13 protein-coding genes are annotated in these 17,075 nt (G+C 74.8%); 5 read left to right on the forward strand and 8 right to left on the reverse strand.

What is annotated here, in order from left to right:
• The first annotated feature begins 182 nt into the window (after positions 1–182).
• The gene (locus NMK34_RS26060; RefSeq protein WP_318335595.1) at positions 183–452 is read left to right on the forward strand and encodes a hypothetical protein; all 270 of its coding nucleotides are present in this window, start codon (positions 183–185) and stop codon (positions 450–452) included.
• A 275-nt stretch (positions 453–727) separates the two neighbouring features.
• On the opposite strand, the gene nudC is transcribed toward NMK34_RS26060, so the two are convergent.
• From nudC to NMK34_RS26075, 3 genes are read right to left on the reverse strand one after another with little or no spacing between them, the layout of a single operon-like run.
• On the reverse strand, positions 728–1,675 hold the full coding sequence (nudC, locus tag NMK34_RS26065) for an NAD(+) diphosphatase (protein ID WP_318335596.1): 948 nt from the start codon (positions 1,673–1,675) through the stop codon (positions 728–730).
• On the reverse strand, positions 1,672–3,015 hold the full coding sequence (locus NMK34_RS26070) for a pitrilysin family protein (protein WP_318335597.1): 1,344 nt from the start codon (positions 3,013–3,015) through the stop codon (positions 1,672–1,674). The genes nudC and NMK34_RS26070 overlap by 4 nt, the downstream gene beginning before the upstream one ends.
• On the reverse strand, positions 3,012–4,322 hold the full coding sequence (locus NMK34_RS26075) for a pitrilysin family protein (protein ID WP_318335598.1): 1,311 nt from the start codon (positions 4,320–4,322) through the stop codon (positions 3,012–3,014). The genes NMK34_RS26070 and NMK34_RS26075 overlap by 4 nt, the downstream gene beginning before the upstream one ends.
• 148 nt (positions 4,323–4,470) lie before the next feature.
• Between NMK34_RS26075 and NMK34_RS26080 the strand changes: the two genes are divergently transcribed.
• The 4 genes from NMK34_RS26080 to NMK34_RS26095 are packed head-to-tail and all read left to right on the forward strand — an operon-like array spanning position 4,471 to position 7,630.
• Complete coding sequence (locus NMK34_RS26080) at positions 4,471–5,532, forward strand: ABC transporter substrate-binding protein (protein ID WP_318335599.1); 1,062 nt, start codon at positions 4,471–4,473, stop codon at positions 5,530–5,532.
• On the forward strand, positions 5,529–6,308 hold the full coding sequence (locus tag NMK34_RS26085; protein ID WP_318335600.1) for an ABC transporter ATP-binding protein: 780 nt from the start codon (positions 5,529–5,531) through the stop codon (positions 6,306–6,308). The genes NMK34_RS26080 and NMK34_RS26085 overlap by 4 nt, the downstream gene beginning before the upstream one ends.
• Positions 6,298–7,182 carry an ABC transporter permease gene (locus NMK34_RS26090; RefSeq protein ID WP_318335601.1) on the forward strand — a complete coding sequence of 295 codons (885 nt, stop codon included), beginning with the start codon at positions 6,298–6,300 and terminating at the stop codon, positions 7,180–7,182. Before NMK34_RS26085 ends, NMK34_RS26090 begins: the two co-directional genes overlap by 11 nt.
• A gap of 4 nt (positions 7,183–7,186) precedes the next feature.
• The gene (locus tag NMK34_RS26095) at positions 7,187–7,630 is read left to right on the forward strand and encodes an RrF2 family transcriptional regulator (protein WP_030273860.1); all 444 of its coding nucleotides are present in this window, start codon (positions 7,187–7,189) and stop codon (positions 7,628–7,630) included.
• Positions 7,631–7,775: 145 nt separating this feature from the next.
• On the opposite strand, the gene NMK34_RS26100 is transcribed toward NMK34_RS26095, so the two are convergent.
• The 5 genes from NMK34_RS26100 to NMK34_RS26120 all read right to left on the reverse strand — a co-directional run bounded on the left by NMK34_RS26100 (position 7,776) and on the right by NMK34_RS26120 (position 17,071).
• Positions 7,776–7,961 (reverse strand): hypothetical protein, encoded by a 186-nt coding sequence (locus tag NMK34_RS26100; protein ID WP_318335602.1) that lies wholly within the window; start codon positions 7,959–7,961, stop codon positions 7,776–7,778.
• Positions 7,962–8,130: 169 nt separating this feature from the next.
• Positions 8,131–9,384 carry a DEAD/DEAH box helicase gene (locus NMK34_RS26105; protein ID WP_318335603.1) on the reverse strand — a complete coding sequence of 418 codons (1,254 nt, stop codon included), beginning with the start codon at positions 9,382–9,384 and terminating at the stop codon, positions 8,131–8,133.
• Positions 9,385–9,563: 179 nt separating this feature from the next.
• Positions 9,564–9,767, reverse strand: coding sequence for a cold-shock protein (locus NMK34_RS26110; RefSeq protein ID WP_013288421.1), 204 nt, complete (start codon positions 9,765–9,767; stop codon positions 9,564–9,566).
• Between the two features lie 204 nt (positions 9,768–9,971).
• Positions 9,972–13,376, reverse strand: coding sequence for an ATP-dependent helicase (locus NMK34_RS26115; protein ID WP_318335604.1), 3,405 nt, complete (start codon positions 13,374–13,376; stop codon positions 9,972–9,974).
• A complete protein-coding gene (locus NMK34_RS26120; RefSeq protein WP_318336428.1) occupies positions 13,373–17,071 on the reverse strand; it encodes an ATP-dependent helicase in 3,699 nt (1,232 codons plus the stop codon). Before NMK34_RS26120 ends, NMK34_RS26115 begins: the two co-directional genes overlap by 4 nt.
• Between the last annotated feature and the right edge of the window lie 4 nt (positions 17,072–17,075).

Consider the following 17,075-nt stretch of genomic DNA (forward strand, 5'->3'; position numbering starts at 1 on the left):
GGGGGCCGTCGGCGCGAGCCGGCGGCCCCCCGCGCGTCCATCCCCGACAACGGTGCTGACCTGGGATCCCCCGATCGGTCGAGCTGGCGCGTTCCCCTTGCCGGGCGGACACATCGGCGTAACATGACGCGGGAGTGACGTGGAAGTTCCAGCGTGTAACCGCCGATTGTCCGGGGGACACCATGCGGTTCCTGATCGTCCGCACCGAGATCCGCACCGCCGCCGACGCCGACATCGCCGCCGCCTGGGCCGGCGGAGGCCGCCTGCGGGACGAGACGTGCACGCCGGAACCCCGCCGCCAGGTCGTCCACGCCGAGGACCGGGACGCCGCGCTCCTGCTCGCCCGCGCGCTGTCCACAGTCGGTGCGGTCCGCGCGGGCCGGCACCGGGTCAAGGTGCTGCCGATCGAGGAAGCCACCCCCGGGCACCCGTACCGCTGGGACGGTGGATGACCGGACGCTGACGTCCGTCGTGGCCGGACCGGCCTCCCCCGCCGTTCTCCCGCCTCATCCGGCCTCGACGGCACGTGTTCCCGGCCCGAGACCGTCGCGGCAACGACGGTCCGGGTCGGGGCCGCGTCCTCCCGGCCTGTGTCCGCCCGGCCCGGGCCGGGCGGCTTCGGCAGCTCGGGGAGGTGGCTGCATCCCACCGCCCTCGACCACACCACTTCCCCGAGCTGGTGCCACCCACCAGCCGAAACCCGCCAACCCGACGGGGTCGGGCCGGGTCAGCAGTGGCCGTCGAGCCAGCGGTGCACCAGGAACAACGCGATCGACGACGGCGGCGGCAGGACCAGCCGGTCTCCCCCGCCCACCGGCACCGGCTCGCCCGCCAGCGCCGCGCCGATCTCCCGGCGGGTGAACCAGCGCGCGTGCGCGATCTCGGCCGGGTCGACCCGGATCGGCGCGTCCGCGTCGGCGCGGGCCAGGAAGCCGAGCATCAGCGAGCCGGGGAACGGCCAGGACTGGCTGCCCACGTACGCGATCTGCTCGACCGGGACGCCCACCTCCTCGCGGACCTCGCGCAGCACGGCGGCCTCGGCCGACTCGCCGGGCTCGACGTATCCGGCCAGGCAGGAGTAGCGGCGCTGTCCCGGGGTGCGCGGCCAGGCCGCGTTGTTGCCGAGCAGGCAGCGGCCGTCCGGGCCGTCCACACCGTCGTGCACCAGCACGATCATCGCCGGATCGGTACGCGGCCAGACCCGGCCGCCGTCCGGGTCGATCCGCGACCAGCCGGCCTCGTCGGCGCTCGTCGCCTTGCCGGTCGTCGACGAGTAGCCGTGCCGCAGGTGCCAGTTGAGCAGCGCCAGCGCGGTGGTGAACAGGCCCGCGTCCCGGTCGGTCATCAGGTGGCCGACCTCGCGCAGGTGGGCCGGGCGGGTGTCCGGCAGCGCCGGCAGCGGCCCGTCCACCGCGAACACGGGTACGCCGTCCGGCTCGACGCCGAGGAACATCGGCACCGACCGGGGTACCTCGGGCAGTTCGCCGGGGCCGACCAGGACCAGTTCCGGCGGGGTCGCCGCGCCCCGGACCAGCGCCCGCCCCTCCGCGGCGGAGTCGAGCACCAGCACCCGGGCCCGTTCCCACGCCTCGGTCAGCCAGGCTGGATCGGTACGCCGGTGCGCGGCCCGGTCGAGCGTCGACCGGGCCAGCGGCGGGGCGGGTTCGCCGCTCATGCCGATTCCGTACGCACCGGTGTCAGCGCGGCGAGCGAATCGGCCACCCGCGCCGCATCACCGAGCACGACGGTGACCGCGCGGGCCGGGGCCAGGTAGCGCGCGGCCACCTCGGCCACGTCGTCCACCGTCGTGGCGGCCAGCCGGGCGGCGTACTCGGCGAGGAAGTCCAGCCGCAGCCCGTTACCGGCGTACGCGCTGGTCAGCGATGCGAGACCGGCCTGGGTGGACATGCCGAGCTGAAGGGTGCCGAGCGCGTACTGGCGGGCCTGCTCCAGCTCGTCGGTCTTCGGCGGCACCGTCGCCAGGCGGCCCAGCTCGTAGGTCGTCTCCACAAGCGCCGCCGCTGTCACCTCGGTGGCCACCTCGGCACCGGCGACGAGGAGCGAACCGGCCACCGAGTGCTCGACGAGCGAGTGCGGCCCGTACGTGTAGCCCTTGTCCTCGCGGATGTTCTCCACCCAGCGGGAGGAGAAGTAGCCGCCGAAGATCAGGTTGGCGAGCTGCAACGCGGCGTGGTCCGGGTGCGTGCGGGGCACCGCCGGCAGCGCGAGGCGTACCGAGGACTGCACCGAGCCGGGCCGGTCGACCAGCAGCAACGGCCCGGATTCCAGCGGCGGCGCCGGGGGCAGCTCGGCGACGTGTCCGTCACCGCGCCACCCGGCGAGCGCCTTCTCGGCCGCGTCCAGCGCCCGTTCCGGGGCCACGTCGCCGACGAGCACCAGCACCGCGCCCGCCGGATGCACGCGCTCGGCGTGCAGCCGGCGCAACGCGGCCGGGCGGACCGCCCGGACCTGGTCCGGGTCGGGCGTCTGCTCCGCGTACGGGTGCCGGCCGTACACCCGCTTGAGCAGCGCGGTGCGGGCCAGGTGCGACGGCTGGCTCTGGGCGACCTGGATGCGGTCGACCAGGCGGTCCCGCTCGGTCTCCACCCAGTCGGCCGGGTAGGTGGCGCCGGTGAGCACCTCGCCGAGCAGCTCCAGCATCCGGTCCAGGCCGGTGACCAGGCCCGCACCGGAGAGCATCAGGCGGTCCGGGTCGAGGCCGGCGGTCAGTCCGCCGCCGACCTTCTGCAACTCGGCCGCCAGCTCGGTGGCGCTGTGCGCCTCGGTGCCGGAGAGCATGGTCTGCGCCAGCATCGCGCCCCGGGCCAGGTGGGTACGCCCGAACGGCATCCACAGTCGCAGCTCGACCAGCGGCACGGAGGAGCGGCGTACCGCGATCACGGTGAGGCCGTTGGCAAGCGTGCGCTCGGCCTGCTTGGGCACCTTGAGGCGGCGGTTCGGACCGAGCGCCGGCAGCGGCCGGACGGCGGTGGCGGTGGTCGTACTCGTGCTCATCGCGCACCTCCGGGAACGACCTCGACTGCCGCGCGGCGCTCGGGCCGCAGGGTGGCGGCGGCGGCGCGGACCTGTTCCTCGGTCACCTCGCCGACCAGCCGGGGCAGGTCGTTGAGCAGGCCGGGTTCTCCGCGTTGCTGTTCCAGCACCGCCATCCGCAATGCGCGGCCGAGTACCGCGTCCGTGTCGCGCAGCAGGTGGGTGGCCATCCGGGCCTGGGTACGCGCCAGCTCCCCGGCGGTCAGCCCGTCGGTCGCCAGCCGGTCCAGTTCCTCGTCGACGGTGCGCAGCACCTTGTCCACGTCGCCGCCGGGCGGCAGGTGCGCCTGGAGCAGCAGCGCGGTGGGGTCGCGGACGTCGAACGGGTCGCCCATGAAGCCGAGGTACCCGCCGAGGCTGGTGACCGACCGGTCGCGCTGCACCAGCCGCTCGACCAGCCGGGAGGCGTCACCGTCGGTGAGCACCTCGGCCAGCACCACGTAGGGCAGATAACCGGCGAAGTCGCTGACCGGGTCGGGCACCCGCCACGCGCCGGCCACCGCCGGGAGCGGGGCCAGCGCGTCGGTGTACGTGCTGCGCCGCTCGGTGGTCAGGTCGGGCTCGGCGAAGTCGGGCCGCCCCGGGGCGGGCCGGGCCGGCACGTCCCCGAAGTGCCGCTCGATCAGCGCGGTCGCCTCGGCCACGTCGATGTCGCCGCTGACCGCGAGTACGGCGTTGCCGCTGGCGTAGTAGCGGCGGAAGAAGTCGGCGGCGTCGGCGACGGTGGCCGACTCCAGGTCGACGAAGGAGCCGTAGCCGTCGTGCGCGTTGGGGAAGGTGTCGAACATCACCGGGGGCAGCGTCAGCCAGGGGAACCCGCCGTACGGCCGGTTCAGCACGTTGACCCGGATCTCCTCCTTGACCACGTCGACCTGGTTGCGCAGGTTCTCCTCGGTCAGCCGGGGGCCGCGCATCCGGTCGGCCTCCAGGAACAGCGCCCGTTCCAGGGCGTTGGCGGGAAGCGTCTCGAAGTAGTCGGTGTAGTCCAGGTGGGTGGAGCCGTTGAACGTCCCGCCCGCGCCCTGGACGTGCCGGAAGTGGGCGAGCTTCTCCAGGTTCTCCGAGCCCTGGAACATCAGGTGCTCGAAGAGGTGGGCGAACCCGGTGCGTCCTTCGGGCTCGGAGCGGATGCCGACGTCGTAGACCACCGCCACCCCGGTGACCGGGGCGCTGCGGTCCGGCGTGAGCACCACGCGCAGGCCGTTGTCGAGGGTGAACCGTTCGACCGGGTACTTCGTCGCTGGGATCTTCGCTCTCCGCGTCGGCACGAGATCGACACTAGCGCCTCGGCACCGGCTCTATCGCCGGTGTGCCCTGGCCGAACGGTGGACTGTTGCGGGACGGGTCTTGACGCCGGCGGCCACTTGCCCCACTCTTCCTACCAACTAAATAGGAATACTGCGGATTGGACATTCGATGAGAGGGCTTCCCCTGCGCCGCCTGGTCACCCTGGCGACCCTGGCCGCGGTCGGCACGGCCACGCTCGGCACCACCGCCGCCTGCGGCGAGGACAGCGACGCCGCCGCCGGGTCCGGCCCGGTGACGCTGCGCCTGGGTTACTTCCCCAACATCACGCACGCCCCGGCAGTGGTCGGCGTGGAGAAGGGGATCTTCGCCGAGAAGCTCGGCAGTGACGTCGAGCTGGACACCAAGACGTTCAACGCCGGCCCGGCCGCCATCGAGGCCGTCTTCTCCGGCGCGCTCGACGCCACGTACATCGGCCCGAACCCGACAGTGAACGCCTTCTCCAAGTCCAAGGGCGAGGCGGTCCGGGTCATCTCCGGCGCCGCGTCCGGCGGCGTCGCGCTCGTGGTCAAGCCCGGCATCACCTCGGTGGAGCAGCTGCGCGGCAAGAAGATCGCCACCCCGCAGCTCGGCAACACCCAGGACGTGGCGCTGCGCTACTGGCTCAAGGAGAAGGGCCTGGAGACCACCAAGGAGGGCGGCGGCGACGTCAAGGTCGTGCCGCAGGAGAACGCGCAGACGGTCGAGACGTTCGGCAGCGGCGCCATCGACGGCGCCTGGGTGCCCGAGCCGTTCGTCTCCCGGCTGGTCAACGCCGGCGGCAAGGTGCTCGTCGACGAGCGCGACCTGTGGCCGGACAAGAAGTTCGTCATCACCAACCTGCTGGTCAGCACCAAGTTCCTCAAGGCGCACCCGGACGTGGTGAAGAAGCTGGTCGAGGGCCAGGTCGCGGCGAACGAGTTCGTCAACAGCAAGCCGGACGAGGCGCAGCAGGCCATCTCCGACCACATCGGCAAGATCACCGGCAAGCCGCTGGACCTCAAGCTCATCAAGCAGGCCTGGCCGACGCTGGAGTTCACGAACGACCCGATCCCGTCGTCGCTGAAGACCGGCCTGGACCACGCGGTCGCGGTCGGGCTCACCCAGCCGGTCGACCTGAACGGCCTGTACGACCTGAAGTACCTCAACGAGGTACTCAAGGCGCAGGGCAAGGCCGAGGTCAGCCAACCGTGACGACGACCGGCACGACCCCGCGCAGCGCGACCGGCTCGGTCGCGCTGCGCGGCGTGACGAAGGTGTACGGCCAGGGCGAGCAGGCGGTCCTGGCGCTGGACGGGCTGTCGCTCGATGTCGCCCCGGGCGAGTTCGTCTGCATGGTCGGCGCGTCCGGCTGCGGCAAGAGCACGCTGCTCAACCTGGTAGCCGGCCTGGACCGGGCCAGCGGCGGCGCGATCGAGCTGGGCGAGGGCGTCAACCCGGGACTGATGTTCCAGGAGCCGGCGCTGTTCCCGTGGCTCACCGTCGAGGGCAACGTCGAGGTGCCGCTGAAGCTGCGCGGGCTCCCCCGTGACCAGCGCAAGGATCGGGTGGCCGAGCTGCTGCGCACGGTCCACCTGTCCGAGTTCGGCCGCAAGCGGCCGCACCAGCTCTCCGGCGGCATGCGGCAGCGGGTCGCGCTGGCTCGCACGCTCGCGCTGGAGACGCCGGTGCTGCTGATGGACGAGCCGTTCGGCGCACTGGACGCGATGACCCGCGACATCCTGCACGACGAGCTGGAGCGGATCTGGGCCGAGCGCGAGCTCACCGTCCTGTTCGTCACGCACAACGTCCGCGAGGCGGCCCGGCTCGCCGACCGCATCGTGCTGCTCTCCAGCCGGCCCGGCCGGATCATCTACTCCACCGAGGTCGCCGTGCCGCGCCCCCGGCGGATCGACTCGCCGGAGGTCTCGGCCATCGCCGCCGAGGTCACCGACCGGCTGCGCAAGGAGGTGGGCCGGCATGGCCAGTGACACCCTCGCCGGGTCGGCGCGTACCGACGCGGAGATCTCCGGGCTCGACGCGCTGGAGATCGCCGGCCGGGAGAAGGGCCCGTCCCGGGTACGCCGCCTGTGGTCGGCCACCTGGCCCAAGTTCGCCGCGCTCACGCTGGCCGTCGCCATCTGGCAGGCGGTGGTCTGGTCCGGGTGGAAGGAGCCGTGGGCGCTGCCCGGCCCGGCGGTGGTCTTCGGCGACCTCGGGGACTACCTGCTCAGCTCGGCGCTCTGGGAGGGCCTCGCCACCACCGCCCGGCGCGCGGCGGTCGGGTTCGCCGCCGCGGTCGCGGTCGGCCTGCTGCTCGGCCTGGGGGTGGCCCGGGTCAAGGTGCTCCGGGCCGCGCTCGGCTCGATGATCACCGCGTTGCAGACCATGCCGTCGATCGCCTGGTTCCCACTGGCCATCCTGCTGTTCCAGCTCAGCGAGCAGGCGATCTTCTTCGTCGTGGTGCTCGGCGCCGCGCCGTCGGTCGCCAACGGCGTCATCCACGGCGTGGACTACGTGCCGCCGCTGCTGGTCCGCGCCGGCCGCAACCTCGGCGCCCGGGGGCTCAACCTCTACCGGTACGTGATCGCACCGGCCGCGCTACCCGCCATCGTGGCCGGGCTCAAGCAGGGCTGGGCGTTCGCCTGGCGCAGCCTGATGGCCGGTGAGCTGCTTGTGGTCATCGCCACCCGCACCTCGATCGGCGCTCAGCTCACGTACGCACGCGAGCTGAGCGAGGCGCCACGCCTGATGGCCATCATGATCGTCATCCTGGTGGTGGGCCTGCTCGTGGACACCGCGTTCGGGGCCGCCGACAAGGCGATCCGCCGCCGCTGGGGCGTGCTGGACCAGGCCGGCAACTGACGTCGTGTACATCTCCGCGCGCGCCGACTACGCGCTCCGGGCCATGCTCGCCGTCGCCGACGCCGCCGTCACCACCGGCGATCCGGCGGCCGGCGGCGGCGAGCTGGTCAAGGCGGCGAGCCTGGCCGAGAGCCAGGACATCCCGCTCAGCTTCCTCCAGGGGATCCTGCTCGACCTGCGGCGGGCCGGACTGCTGCACAGTCACCGCGGCACCGAGGGCGGGTACGCGCTGACCCGCCCGCCGGACGAGATCAGCGTCGGCGACGTGCTGCGCGCCGTCGGTGGCGCGATCACGAGCGTCCGCGGCATCCCCGCGGACCGGGCCGGCTACCACGGCGTGGCCACCGGCCTGCGGGACGTGTGGCTGGCGGTGGACGGTGCGATCGCCCTGGTCGTGGACCGGACCACGCTCGCCGATCTGCTGAGCGACCGGGCCACGGCACCCTGACACGTCCGGTCATGGGGGTCGGCGGCGGGACCGCATGCCCGACCGGTCGTCGGCCACAGAGGCATGACTCCCGGCCGGTATGACTCTGAGGCATATTCATGCCGGAGAGTCATACCGGTATCTCGGCATCATCCGCCCGAAGCGGCTACTGCGTGTGCGGGGCGCTCATCCCGGGCGTGAAGCTGCGAGCGGCGCCGCGATCCGGCGAGCCGCCGTCGGACGGCTGCCACGGCCCGAACGCGGCCACCGCGGCGAGCGCCAGACCGGCCCCCGCCACCGCGAGCACCAGCACCACTTCCCGCGCTCCGCCCGATCCGGCTTCCCCCACCATGAACCGCTCCCTCCGCGTCCGGCCGACCCCCCGACCGGTCCCCCGCGCAGCAGCATCACCGGCGGGTTCCGGCCGCACAGTCGGGCAGCCGACCGAACATCGACTGATTCCCGACTCAGGAGCCACCGCTCCGCCCGACCGGAGACAGCCGGTCAGGCGCGGGCCGCGGTCAGCGGCGGCGCGGGCGCCGGCGCGGACGGGTTCCCGGAGCGGGATGCGCGGCGGCGGGCGCGGTGATGGTCACCGGCACGCCGGAGGGCTCCCGGGCACCGGTGAGCCGGGTCAGCTCGCCGTCGCCGGGGCGTACCCGCGTGGTCTTGGGGTTGATGCCCGCGGTGCTCATCAGCCGGGCGACGTCGCGGCGCTGGTCCGGCAGGACGAGCGTCACCACGGTGCCCGACTCGCCGGCCCGCGCGGTCCGGCCGCCCCGGTGCAGGTAGTCCTTGGCCTCGGTGGGCGGGTCGGCGTTGACGACCAGGTCCAGCCCGTCGACGTGGATGCCCCGGGCCGCCACGTCGGTCGCCACCAGCGCGGTGACCTGGCCGGTGCGGAACTGCTCCAGGATGCGGGTGCGCTGCGGCTGCGACTTGCCGCCGTGCAGCGCCGCCGCGCGTACGCCCTTGGCGAGCAACTGGCGGGCCACCCGGTCGGCGCGGTGCTTGGTGGCGATGAACACGATGGTGCGGCCCTCGCGGGCGGCGATGTGCGCCAGCGCGGCCGGCTTGTCCTCCGCGTCCAGGTGCAGTACGTGGTGCGTCATCGCGGTGACGGTGGCGGTGCCCGGGTCGACGGAGTGCGTCACCGGGTCGGTCAGGAAGCGGCGGACCAGCCGGTCCACGCCGCGGTCCAGGGTGGCCGAGAACAGCATCCGCTGCCCGCCCGGCGCGACCTGCTCCAGCAGCTTCGTCACCTGCGGCAGGAAGCCCATGTCGGCCATCTGGTCCGCCTCGTCGAGCACGGTGATGGCCACCTGGTCCAGCCGGGCGTCCCCCCGGTCGATCAGGTCGTGCAGCCGGCCCGGCGTGGCCACCAGCACCTCGGCGCCGGCACGCAGCGCAGCCGCCTGCCGGCCCAGCGAGAGCCCGCCGACCACTGTGGCGCAGCGCAGGCCGAGCGTGGCGGCGTACGGGGCGAGCGCGTCGGTGACCTGCGCGGCCAGTTCACGGGTCGGCACGAGCACCAGCGCCAGCGGGCGGCCCGGGCGGGCCCGGCGACCGGCCGTACGGTGCAGCAGCGGCAACCCGAACGCAAGCGTCTTGCCGGAGCCGGTCCGGCCCCGGCCGAGCACATCCCGGCCGGCCAGCGAGTCCGGGATCGTGGCCGCCTGGATCGGGAACGGCGCGGAGATGCCCTGCGCGGCCAGCTCGGAGACGAGCGCCGGAGCCAGGCCGGTGGCGGCGAACGTGGGCAGGGTCGTGGTCATGCGGAAAGCCTTCCTCGACGCGGCACGTGTCGAGGAAGGGCGCCGGACAGCGGCGCGTCACCGGTGGTCACCGGTGGTCACAAGCACGAACCGAAAGGGACGGGCCGGCCCGGCAGAGGCGGGCCGGCCCGTGCACCACGCCCGAGAGGGCGCGATGGTGGTGCCGGTTGATCCGAAGATCAGAGCGGGCGGATGTTCTCCGCCTGCGGGCCCTTCTGGCCCTGGGTCACCTCGAACTCGACCCGCTGGTTCTCGTCCAGGCTCCGGTAGCCGGAGGTCTGGATCGCCGAGAAGTGGGCGAAGACGTCGGCGCCGCCGTCGTCCGGGGTGATGAAGCCGAAGCCCTTGTCAGCGTTGAACCACTTGACGGTGCCAATTGCCATGTGTTTCGTCTCCTTGACGGAACGGTCGGCCCGCACGTGTTGCGGGCCGGAGAGGAGCACCCCGCGCGTGGAATACGCGGCGTGCCTGTCGCTGCTGGTCGCCCCGCCCGGAGAACTCCGGACACAACAAAGAGCGCCTGGGGCCACAATCCGCCAGGCGCACACAGAGTCTCTGGAAACCAAAACTGCAACCCGGCCAACGTATCACGGATTCGTGCGCTGCGGGAGATCCCCCGGGATTTCCGGCACGGCGGCCACCAGACCGGCCAGTCCCTCCGCGTCGAGCAGGTCCGCCGGGCGGACGGTGGCGGAATCCCGCACGTAGTGGAACGCCGCGCCCACCCGGTCCACCGGCACCCCGGCCAGCTCCGCCCAGGCCAGCCGGTAGACCGCCAGCTGCACCGCCGCCGCGTCGGCCTCCCGGCCGGACGGCTGCCGCCCGGTCTTCCAGTCGACCACGTCGTAGCGCCCGCCCGGGCGGGCGAACACGGCGTCCATCCGGCCCCTGATCACGACGCCGGCGATGACGGTGGCGAACGGCACCTCCACCTCCACCGGCACCCGGTCGGCCCACTCACTGGCCAGGAAGCGCTCCTGCAACTCGACCAGCGCCTCGTCCGGGGCCGCGTCCTCGTCCGCCGCGCCGGGCAGCTCGTCCACGTCGAGCAGCCGGTCCGCGCCGAACCGCTGTTCCAGCCAGGCGTGGAACGCGGTACCGCGCCGGGCGTACGGGGTCGGCTCGGTGGGCATCGGGCGGCGCAGCGTCCGGGCCAGCGCCTCCGGGTCGCGGCGCAGCGCCACGAGCTGGGTCACCGACATCTGGCCGGGTAGTTCGACCTCGACCGCCTCGGCCTGCCGGGCCAGCTCCGCCCGCTCCGCGAGCAGCAGATCGGCCTCGCGCCGCCAGCGGGCCACCTCGGCGTCCTCCGCCGCTCCCGCGGTGGCGAGCACTGCCGCCTCGCGGCGGGCCGTCTCCGGGTCGGCCAGGTGCCGGCGGACCAGCGCCGCCGCCTCGGTCAGCGCCGGACGGCGGGCGCCCAGCGGGTCGGCCGGCCACTCGGCCCGCAGCACCGTCTCGGTGGTCGGGTTCACCGCGTCCCCGGCCGGTTCCGGCGTCCACGCGTCCACCACGTGCCCGTCCGCGCCGGCCAGGCAGGCGTCGTGCACCTCCCGCAGGAACACCGACGGGCCGCGGAACCGTTTGGTCCCCTCCCCCCACCAGTAGCCGGAGCAGAGCAGCAGCCGACGCGGGCGGGTCACCGCCACGTACGCCAGCCGGCGCTCCTCCCGCTCGTCGTGCGCCCGCCACGCGTCGGTGAAGTCGGTCAGCGCCCGGGCCACGCCACGCTGGTCCTCCGCCTCCGGCAGGCCCAGTTCGGGCAGCCCGTCCGCGTCGCCGCGCAACGGGAACGGCAGCACGCCCAGCCCGCCCAGCCAGTGGTCGGAGTTGCGGACCGGCCCCGGCCAGACGCCCCGGGTCATCCCGGCCACCGCCACCACGTCCCATTCCAGGCCCTTCGCGGCGTGCGCGGTGAGCACCTGCACCGCGCCGGCCACCACCTCGACCTCGCCGGGCGCCAGCCCGCGTTCCTCGTCCTCGGCGGCGGCCAGGTAGGCGAGGAAACCGGCCAGCGTGGCGCCGGGCGTCTCGCCGCTGAACCGGGCCGCCACGTCGCCGAGCGCGTCCAGGTGGGCGCGGGCCAGCCCGGCGTCGCCCGCGCCGTCCCGCCCGGCCCGGACCGCCACCTCCACGTCCAAGCCGATGGTCCGCTCGATGTCCGCGATCAGTTCCGGCAGCGACTGGTCCAGCCGGTAACGCAGCAGCGCCAGCTCCATCCCGTACGAGCGCAGCCGCGCGTAGCCCTCGGCCGAGTACGCCTGCGCCGGCCCCAGGTCCGCCAGCGCCTCGACCAGCGTCGCCTCGTCCAGCGCGTCCACGGTGATCTCCGGGCCCTCGTCGCCGGTGAGCTCCCGGCGGCTGCGGGCGATGGCGCGGGCGCGGCGGTGCAGGGCGACCAGGTCACGCGGGCCGATCCGCCAGCGCGCGCCGGTGAGCAGCCGCAGCAGCGCCGCCCCGTCGGTCGGGTCGGCGAGCACGCGCAGCGTGCACACCACGTCCCGTACCTCGGGGGTGTCCAGCAGCCCACCCAGGCCGACCACGTCGACAGGCAGCCCGCGGACACGCATCGCCGCCTCGATCGCCGGGATCTGGCTGCGCAGCCGCACCAGCACCGCAGTGGTCGGGCGACGGTCGGCCGGGATGTGCTCGGGCAGCGCGCCGGGCATCCCGGCCGCGCCCCGCCAGGCCGCCAGCACGCTGTCCGCGATCCAGTCGGCCTCGTCGGCGTACGTCTCCAGCAGCGCGCAGTGCACGGTGCCGCCGGCCTGCCCGCCCGGCGTGCGGTGCGGGATCGGGTCGCGGACGCTGAGCGCGGCGTGCAGTTCCGGCACCCGCGCGCCGGCCGCCCGCAGCGGCACCGACAGCGTGTTGGCGACGCCGAGGATCTCCGGCCGGTTACGCCAGCTCGTCGTCAGGCTGAGCACGTCGGCGGGGCTGCCGTCGGTGCGGGCGAACTCGGCCGGGAACCGGTCGAGCGTGCCGGCGCTGGCCCCGCGCCAGCCGTAGATGGACTGGCACGGGTCGCCGACGGCGGTGACCGGGTGGCCGCCGCCGAACAGCGCGTTGAGCAGCACCACCTGGGCGTGGCTGGTGTCCTGGTACTCGTCGAGCAGCACCACCCGGAACCGGTCCCGCTCGATCACGCCGACGCCGGGATGGTCGCGGGCCACCCGGGCCGCGCGGGCGAGCTGGTCGGCGAAGTCCATCGCCTCGAAGTCGTCCTTGCGCCGGGCGTACGCGCGGACCAGCGGCAGCAGCTTCAGCCGGGTCCGCTGGAGCTGGAGCGCCTTGCGGACGTCGGCGTAGACCCGGCCGGGCCGGGACTGCACGTCGGCGAAGAACCGGCCGGTCCAGGCGGCCAGCTCGTCCGGGTCGACCAGGTGCTCGTCCAGCTCACCGGCGAGCGCCAGAACGGCGTCGGTGATGGTCGACGGCATCCGGTCCACCTCGGACATGTCGCCGTCGTAGTTGCGCACCAGCAGGTCGACGAGCTGCCAGCGGGACGCCTCGGTGAGCAGCCGGGTGGTCGGCTCGTACCCGGCGCGCAACCCGTGCTCGGTGACGATCCGCCCGGCGTACGAGTGGTAGGTCGACACGGTCGGCTCGCCCGCCAGCGGGTCGTCGTGCGGGTCCCGCCCCGGCCGGCCGAGCCGGCGGATGAGCTGGTCGAGCCGGGTCCGGACCCGGTGCGCCAGCTCGCCTGCCGCCTTGCGGGTGAAGGTGAGGCCGAGGATGTGCTCGGGGCGTACGTAGGAGTTGGCGACCAGCCACATCACCCGCGCGGCCATCGTCTCGGTCTTGCCCGAGCCGGCGCCCGCCACCACCAGCAGCGGCTCCACGGGCGCGGCGATGATCGCGGCCTGCTCCCGGGTGGGCGCGGGCAGCCGCAGCAGCCGGGCCAGCTCGACGGGCGTGTAGCGGGGCCCGGCGTCGGCGGTGCGCGGCGCGGGCGTGGCGGAGGCGCCGAACAGCGCCGGCTGAACACTCACGGTGCGGTCTCCGGTGGCGGCTCGACCACCTGGCGGCCCTGGCCGGAGACCGGGCAGCTGGTGCGGACCGGGCAGACCCGGCACTTGGAGTTGGCCACGGCGGCGAACGTGGAGGCGGCCATCGTGTCGGCGGTACGGCGCACCAGCGCGGTGGCCCACCCGGCCTCCGGCCCCTCCCCGGCCGCAGCCTGGGTCTGCTCCTTGGCGTCCCGCGCGCCGGTGCCGAGCTGCACCAGCGCGGCCCCGCCCGGTTCCTCGCCGAACTCGGCGAACCCGCCCGCCTCCACGGCCGCCTGGTACGCGCCGAGCTGCGGATGCTCGGCCACCTCCCGCTCGGTGACAGCCGTCGACTTGCCGGTCTTCAGGTCGATCACCACGAGCCGCCCCTCGTCGTCGACCTCCAGCCGGTCGACCCGGCCGGTCAGCTCGATCGGGCGGGACGGGTCGTCGAGGCGGACCGCGAACTCGTGCTCGATCGCGAGCAGCCGGCGCGGGTTGCCGGCCAGCCAGCGCAGCAGCTTGTCCACCATCGCCTCGGCGCGCTGCCGCTCCGGGCCGGCCATCCAGCGCGCGGCCAGCTCGATCGCGTCGAACCGGGCGGCCACGTACTCCAGCAACGCCTCCCGGTCGACGCTGGCGTCCTCCGCGAGCATCGCGGCGGCGTGCACCAGGTTGCCGACGCCCTGCGCGGCGCTGGCCGGCCCGCTGCCGCCGTGCCGTTCCAGCAGCCAGCGCAGGCTGCACCGCAACGCGCTCTCCATCGCCGACGGGGTGACCCGTACCGGCTCGCCCTCGTCGACCAGCGGCCGGTCGTCGGAGAGGCCGCGCAACCCCCACCAGTCGTCCGGGTGCGCGCCGGGCACCCCGGCGGCGGCCAGCCGCGCCAGCTCACCCGCCGCCGCGTGCCGCCGGGTGATCGGCGTGGCGGGGTCGGTGACGGCGGTACGCAGCTCCGCCACCAGCGCGGACAGCGTGAGCCCTCGCGGCGGCAGGGTGACCGGGAGCGCGGCGGACGGCCCGTCCTGCGGATACTCGTCCCCGTGCGGCACCGGCCCGTCCGGGGTGCCCCCGCGCGTGGCCGTACCTGTCGGGCCGTTCCCGGTCAGGGCCGGGCCGGTCGGAGCCGGGCCCGTCGGGTTCGGGCCGGTCGGGGCCGGGCCGGTTCCGCCGGTGGCGGGTGGGTCGGCGGCGGCCAGCTCGTGCAGGAAGCGGCTCGGCTGCTCCTCGTGGTCGTCCCCGCCCACAGCGGCCGATGCGACAGCGGTGACCAGCAGCCGCCGCCGGGCCCGGCTGATCGCCACGTGGAACAGCCGTCGCTCCTCGTCCAGCAGCGCGGACGTCTGCCCGACCAGGCTGGCCCGCAGCCCGGCACCGTCCGCGCGACCGGCGAGCACGTCGACGAGCCGCTCCGAGCCGAGCAGGCTGCCGCGCAGGCGCAGGTCCGGCCAGACGCCCTCCTGCACCCCGGCCACCGCGACCAGATCCCACTCCAGCCCCTTGGCGGCGTGCGCGGTGAGCAGGCGTACCGCGTCGCCCCGGTCGGCGGCGGCGGCGAGCGTGTCGGCGGGCAACTCCTGCCCGAGCACGTGGTCGAGGAACACCTCGGTACGCGCGCCCGGCAACCGGTCGGTGAACCGGGCCGCCGCGTCGAAGAGGACGAGTACGGCGTCCAGGTCACGGTCGGCGGCCTCGGCCCGCCAGCGCTGGGCGGTCTCGTGCTCGCCGGTGGCCGCCCGCCCCCTGGTGATCGCCCCGGCCCAGCGTTCGGCCAGCCCGCTCTCCCGCCACACCGCCCAGAGCACGTCCTCGACTGTGGCGCCGGGCCGGCCGGCCGTCTCCCGGGCGGTCGCGAGCAGGTGCGCCACGGCCTGTGCGGGCGCCGCCCAGCGGCGCTCGATGGCGGCCAGTTCCGCCGGTTCGCGCAGCGCCTCGACCAGCAGTTCCCCGGACGGACGGCGGTCGCCGCCGGCCAGCGCCAGCGCCCGCAGCCCCTGGCGCAGCCGCCGTTCGGCCAGCGGGTCGGCGCCGCCCAGCGGCGAGTGCAGCAGCGCGACCGCCGCCTCCTCGTCCAGCCGGTCGGGTTCGAGCGCGCAGCGCAGCAGGAGCAGCAGCGGCGCGACCGCCGGCTGGAGGTGCAGCGGCAGATCCTCGCCGTGTACGACGGTCGGCACGCCCGCGGTGTGCAGCGCGCGCCGCAGCGACGGCAGTTGCCGGCCGGTGGAGCGGACCAGCACCGCCATCCGGGACCACGGCACGCCGTCGAGCAGGTGCGCCTCGCGCAACGCGTGCGCCAGCCAGGCCGACTCGCTGGTGGCGGACCGGAACGTGCGTACCTCGACAGTTCCCGCGGGCGCGCCGGGAAGCGGGCGCAGCCGCCGGTGCGCCGCCGGGCCGCGCAGCCGCCGGGCCAGCCGGGCGGTCGCCGCGAGCAGTTCCGGCCCGGCCCGGTACGAGGTGGTCATCGTGACCTGAGCCGCCGGCGCACCGGAGGCGGTGCGGAAGCGGTGCGGGAACGTGGTGACGCCCGCCGGGTCGGCGCCGCGGAACGCGTACGTGGACGAGTCCGGGTCGGCGAACGCGACAAGGGACCGCCCACCTCCGGCCACCACGGCGAGCAGGTCGAGCTGGGCCGGGTCGGTGTCGGCCAGCTCGTCGACGTACACGTGGGCCAGGCGACGGCGCTCGGCGGCGAGCAGCTCCGGATCGTCGAGCAGCATGCCGGTGGCGGCGCGCACCAGCTCCGCCGGGTCGTACGCCACCGAGCCCCGGTTGCTCACGTCGCGCAGGGCGAGCACGGCGACGTACTCCCGCAGGAAGCGCGCGGCGGCCGGCCAGTCGGCGCGGCCCAGCTTCTCGCCCAGCCGGGCCAGCTCGACCGGCCCGACGCCGCGCTCCGCGGCACGCATCAGCAGGTCGCGGAGCTGCTGGGCGAACGCCCGGGTACGCAGCGCGGGGCGCAGATCCTCCGGCCAGCCGACCGGGTCGTCGCCTGGTTCCTCCCCCACCACGTCGAGCAGCTCGCGGATGATCAGATCCTGCTCGGGGCCGGTGAGCAGCCGGGGCGAGGGCTCGCCGCGTTCGGCCGCCGCGCGGCGCAGCAGCCCGAAGGCGTACGCCGGGAACGTACGCACCAGCGGCTCGCGGACGACCCGGTGTCCGTCGCCGGCGATCCGCGCCTCGATCCGGTGGCGCAGCTCGGTGGCGCCGCGCCGGCCGAAGGTGAGCACGAGGATCCGCTCCGGGTCGACGCCCTCGGCCACCCGGGCGGCGACCGCCTCGACGAGCGTCGTCGTCTTGCCGGTGCCGGGACCGCCCACGACGAGCATCGGCCCATCGGTGTGCGCGACCACTTCGGCCTGCACCGGGTCCACCGCACGCACACGGCTCAGGCCCTGCCCGGCCCCGGTCTCCCGGGTCTCGTCGCCAGTCCGCGCCTCTTCGCCCCCCGCATCCGGCGTGGTGGCGGGTGAGGCAGCTCCGCGTGTGCCGGTGCCGGGTGTCGCGGGAGTCGTGGCGTCGGCGGAGGCGGGCGGCGTGATGGGCTCCGGGTGTGCGGCATCGCCCGCCGACCCCCCGGATCGCGGCTCCGCATCAGCCGGCCCACCGGGCCGACCCACCCCCTGCCCCGCCCCGGCGTCGTGGGTGACCCCCGCCTCCGCGCCGCCGGGCCGGCGCACCAACCGGTACGCCTGCATCACC

This window comes from Micromonospora sp. BRA006-A (assembly GCF_033433935.1).
Classification (GTDB): domain Bacteria; phylum Actinomycetota; class Actinomycetes; order Mycobacteriales; family Micromonosporaceae; genus Micromonospora; species Micromonospora aurantiaca.

What these genes read in the sequence shown, in the direction of transcription:
- NMK34_RS26090 (WP_318335601.1), top strand. Translation starts at nt 6,298, where the DNA reads ATGGCCAGTGACACCCTCGCCGGGTCGGCGCGTACCGACGCGGAGATC.
- NMK34_RS26100 (WP_318335602.1), bottom strand. Translation starts at nt 7,961, where the DNA reads ATGGTGGGGGAAGCCGGATCGGGCGGAGCGCGGGAAGTGGTGCTGGTG.
- NMK34_RS26105 (WP_318335603.1), bottom strand. Translation starts at nt 9,384, where the DNA reads ATGACCACGACCCTGCCCACGTTCGCCGCCACCGGCCTGGCTCCGGCG.
- NMK34_RS26110 (WP_013288421.1), bottom strand. Translation starts at nt 9,767, where the DNA reads ATGGCAATTGGCACCGTCAAGTGGTTCAACGCTGACAAGGGCTTCGGC.
- NMK34_RS26080 (WP_318335599.1), top strand. Translation starts at nt 4,471, where the DNA reads ATGAGAGGGCTTCCCCTGCGCCGCCTGGTCACCCTGGCGACCCTGGCC.
- NMK34_RS26120 (WP_318336428.1), bottom strand. Translation starts at nt 17,071, where the DNA reads ATGCAGGCGTACCGGTTGGTGCGCCGGCCCGGCGGCGCGGAGGCGGGG.
- NMK34_RS26070 (WP_318335597.1), bottom strand. Translation starts at nt 3,015, where the DNA reads ATGAGCACGAGTACGACCACCGCCACCGCCGTCCGGCCGCTGCCGGCG.
- nudC (WP_318335596.1), bottom strand. Translation starts at nt 1,675, where the DNA reads ATGAGCGGCGAACCCGCCCCGCCGCTGGCCCGGTCGACGCTCGACCGG.
- NMK34_RS26060 (WP_318335595.1), top strand. Translation starts at nt 183, where the DNA reads ATGCGGTTCCTGATCGTCCGCACCGAGATCCGCACCGCCGCCGACGCC.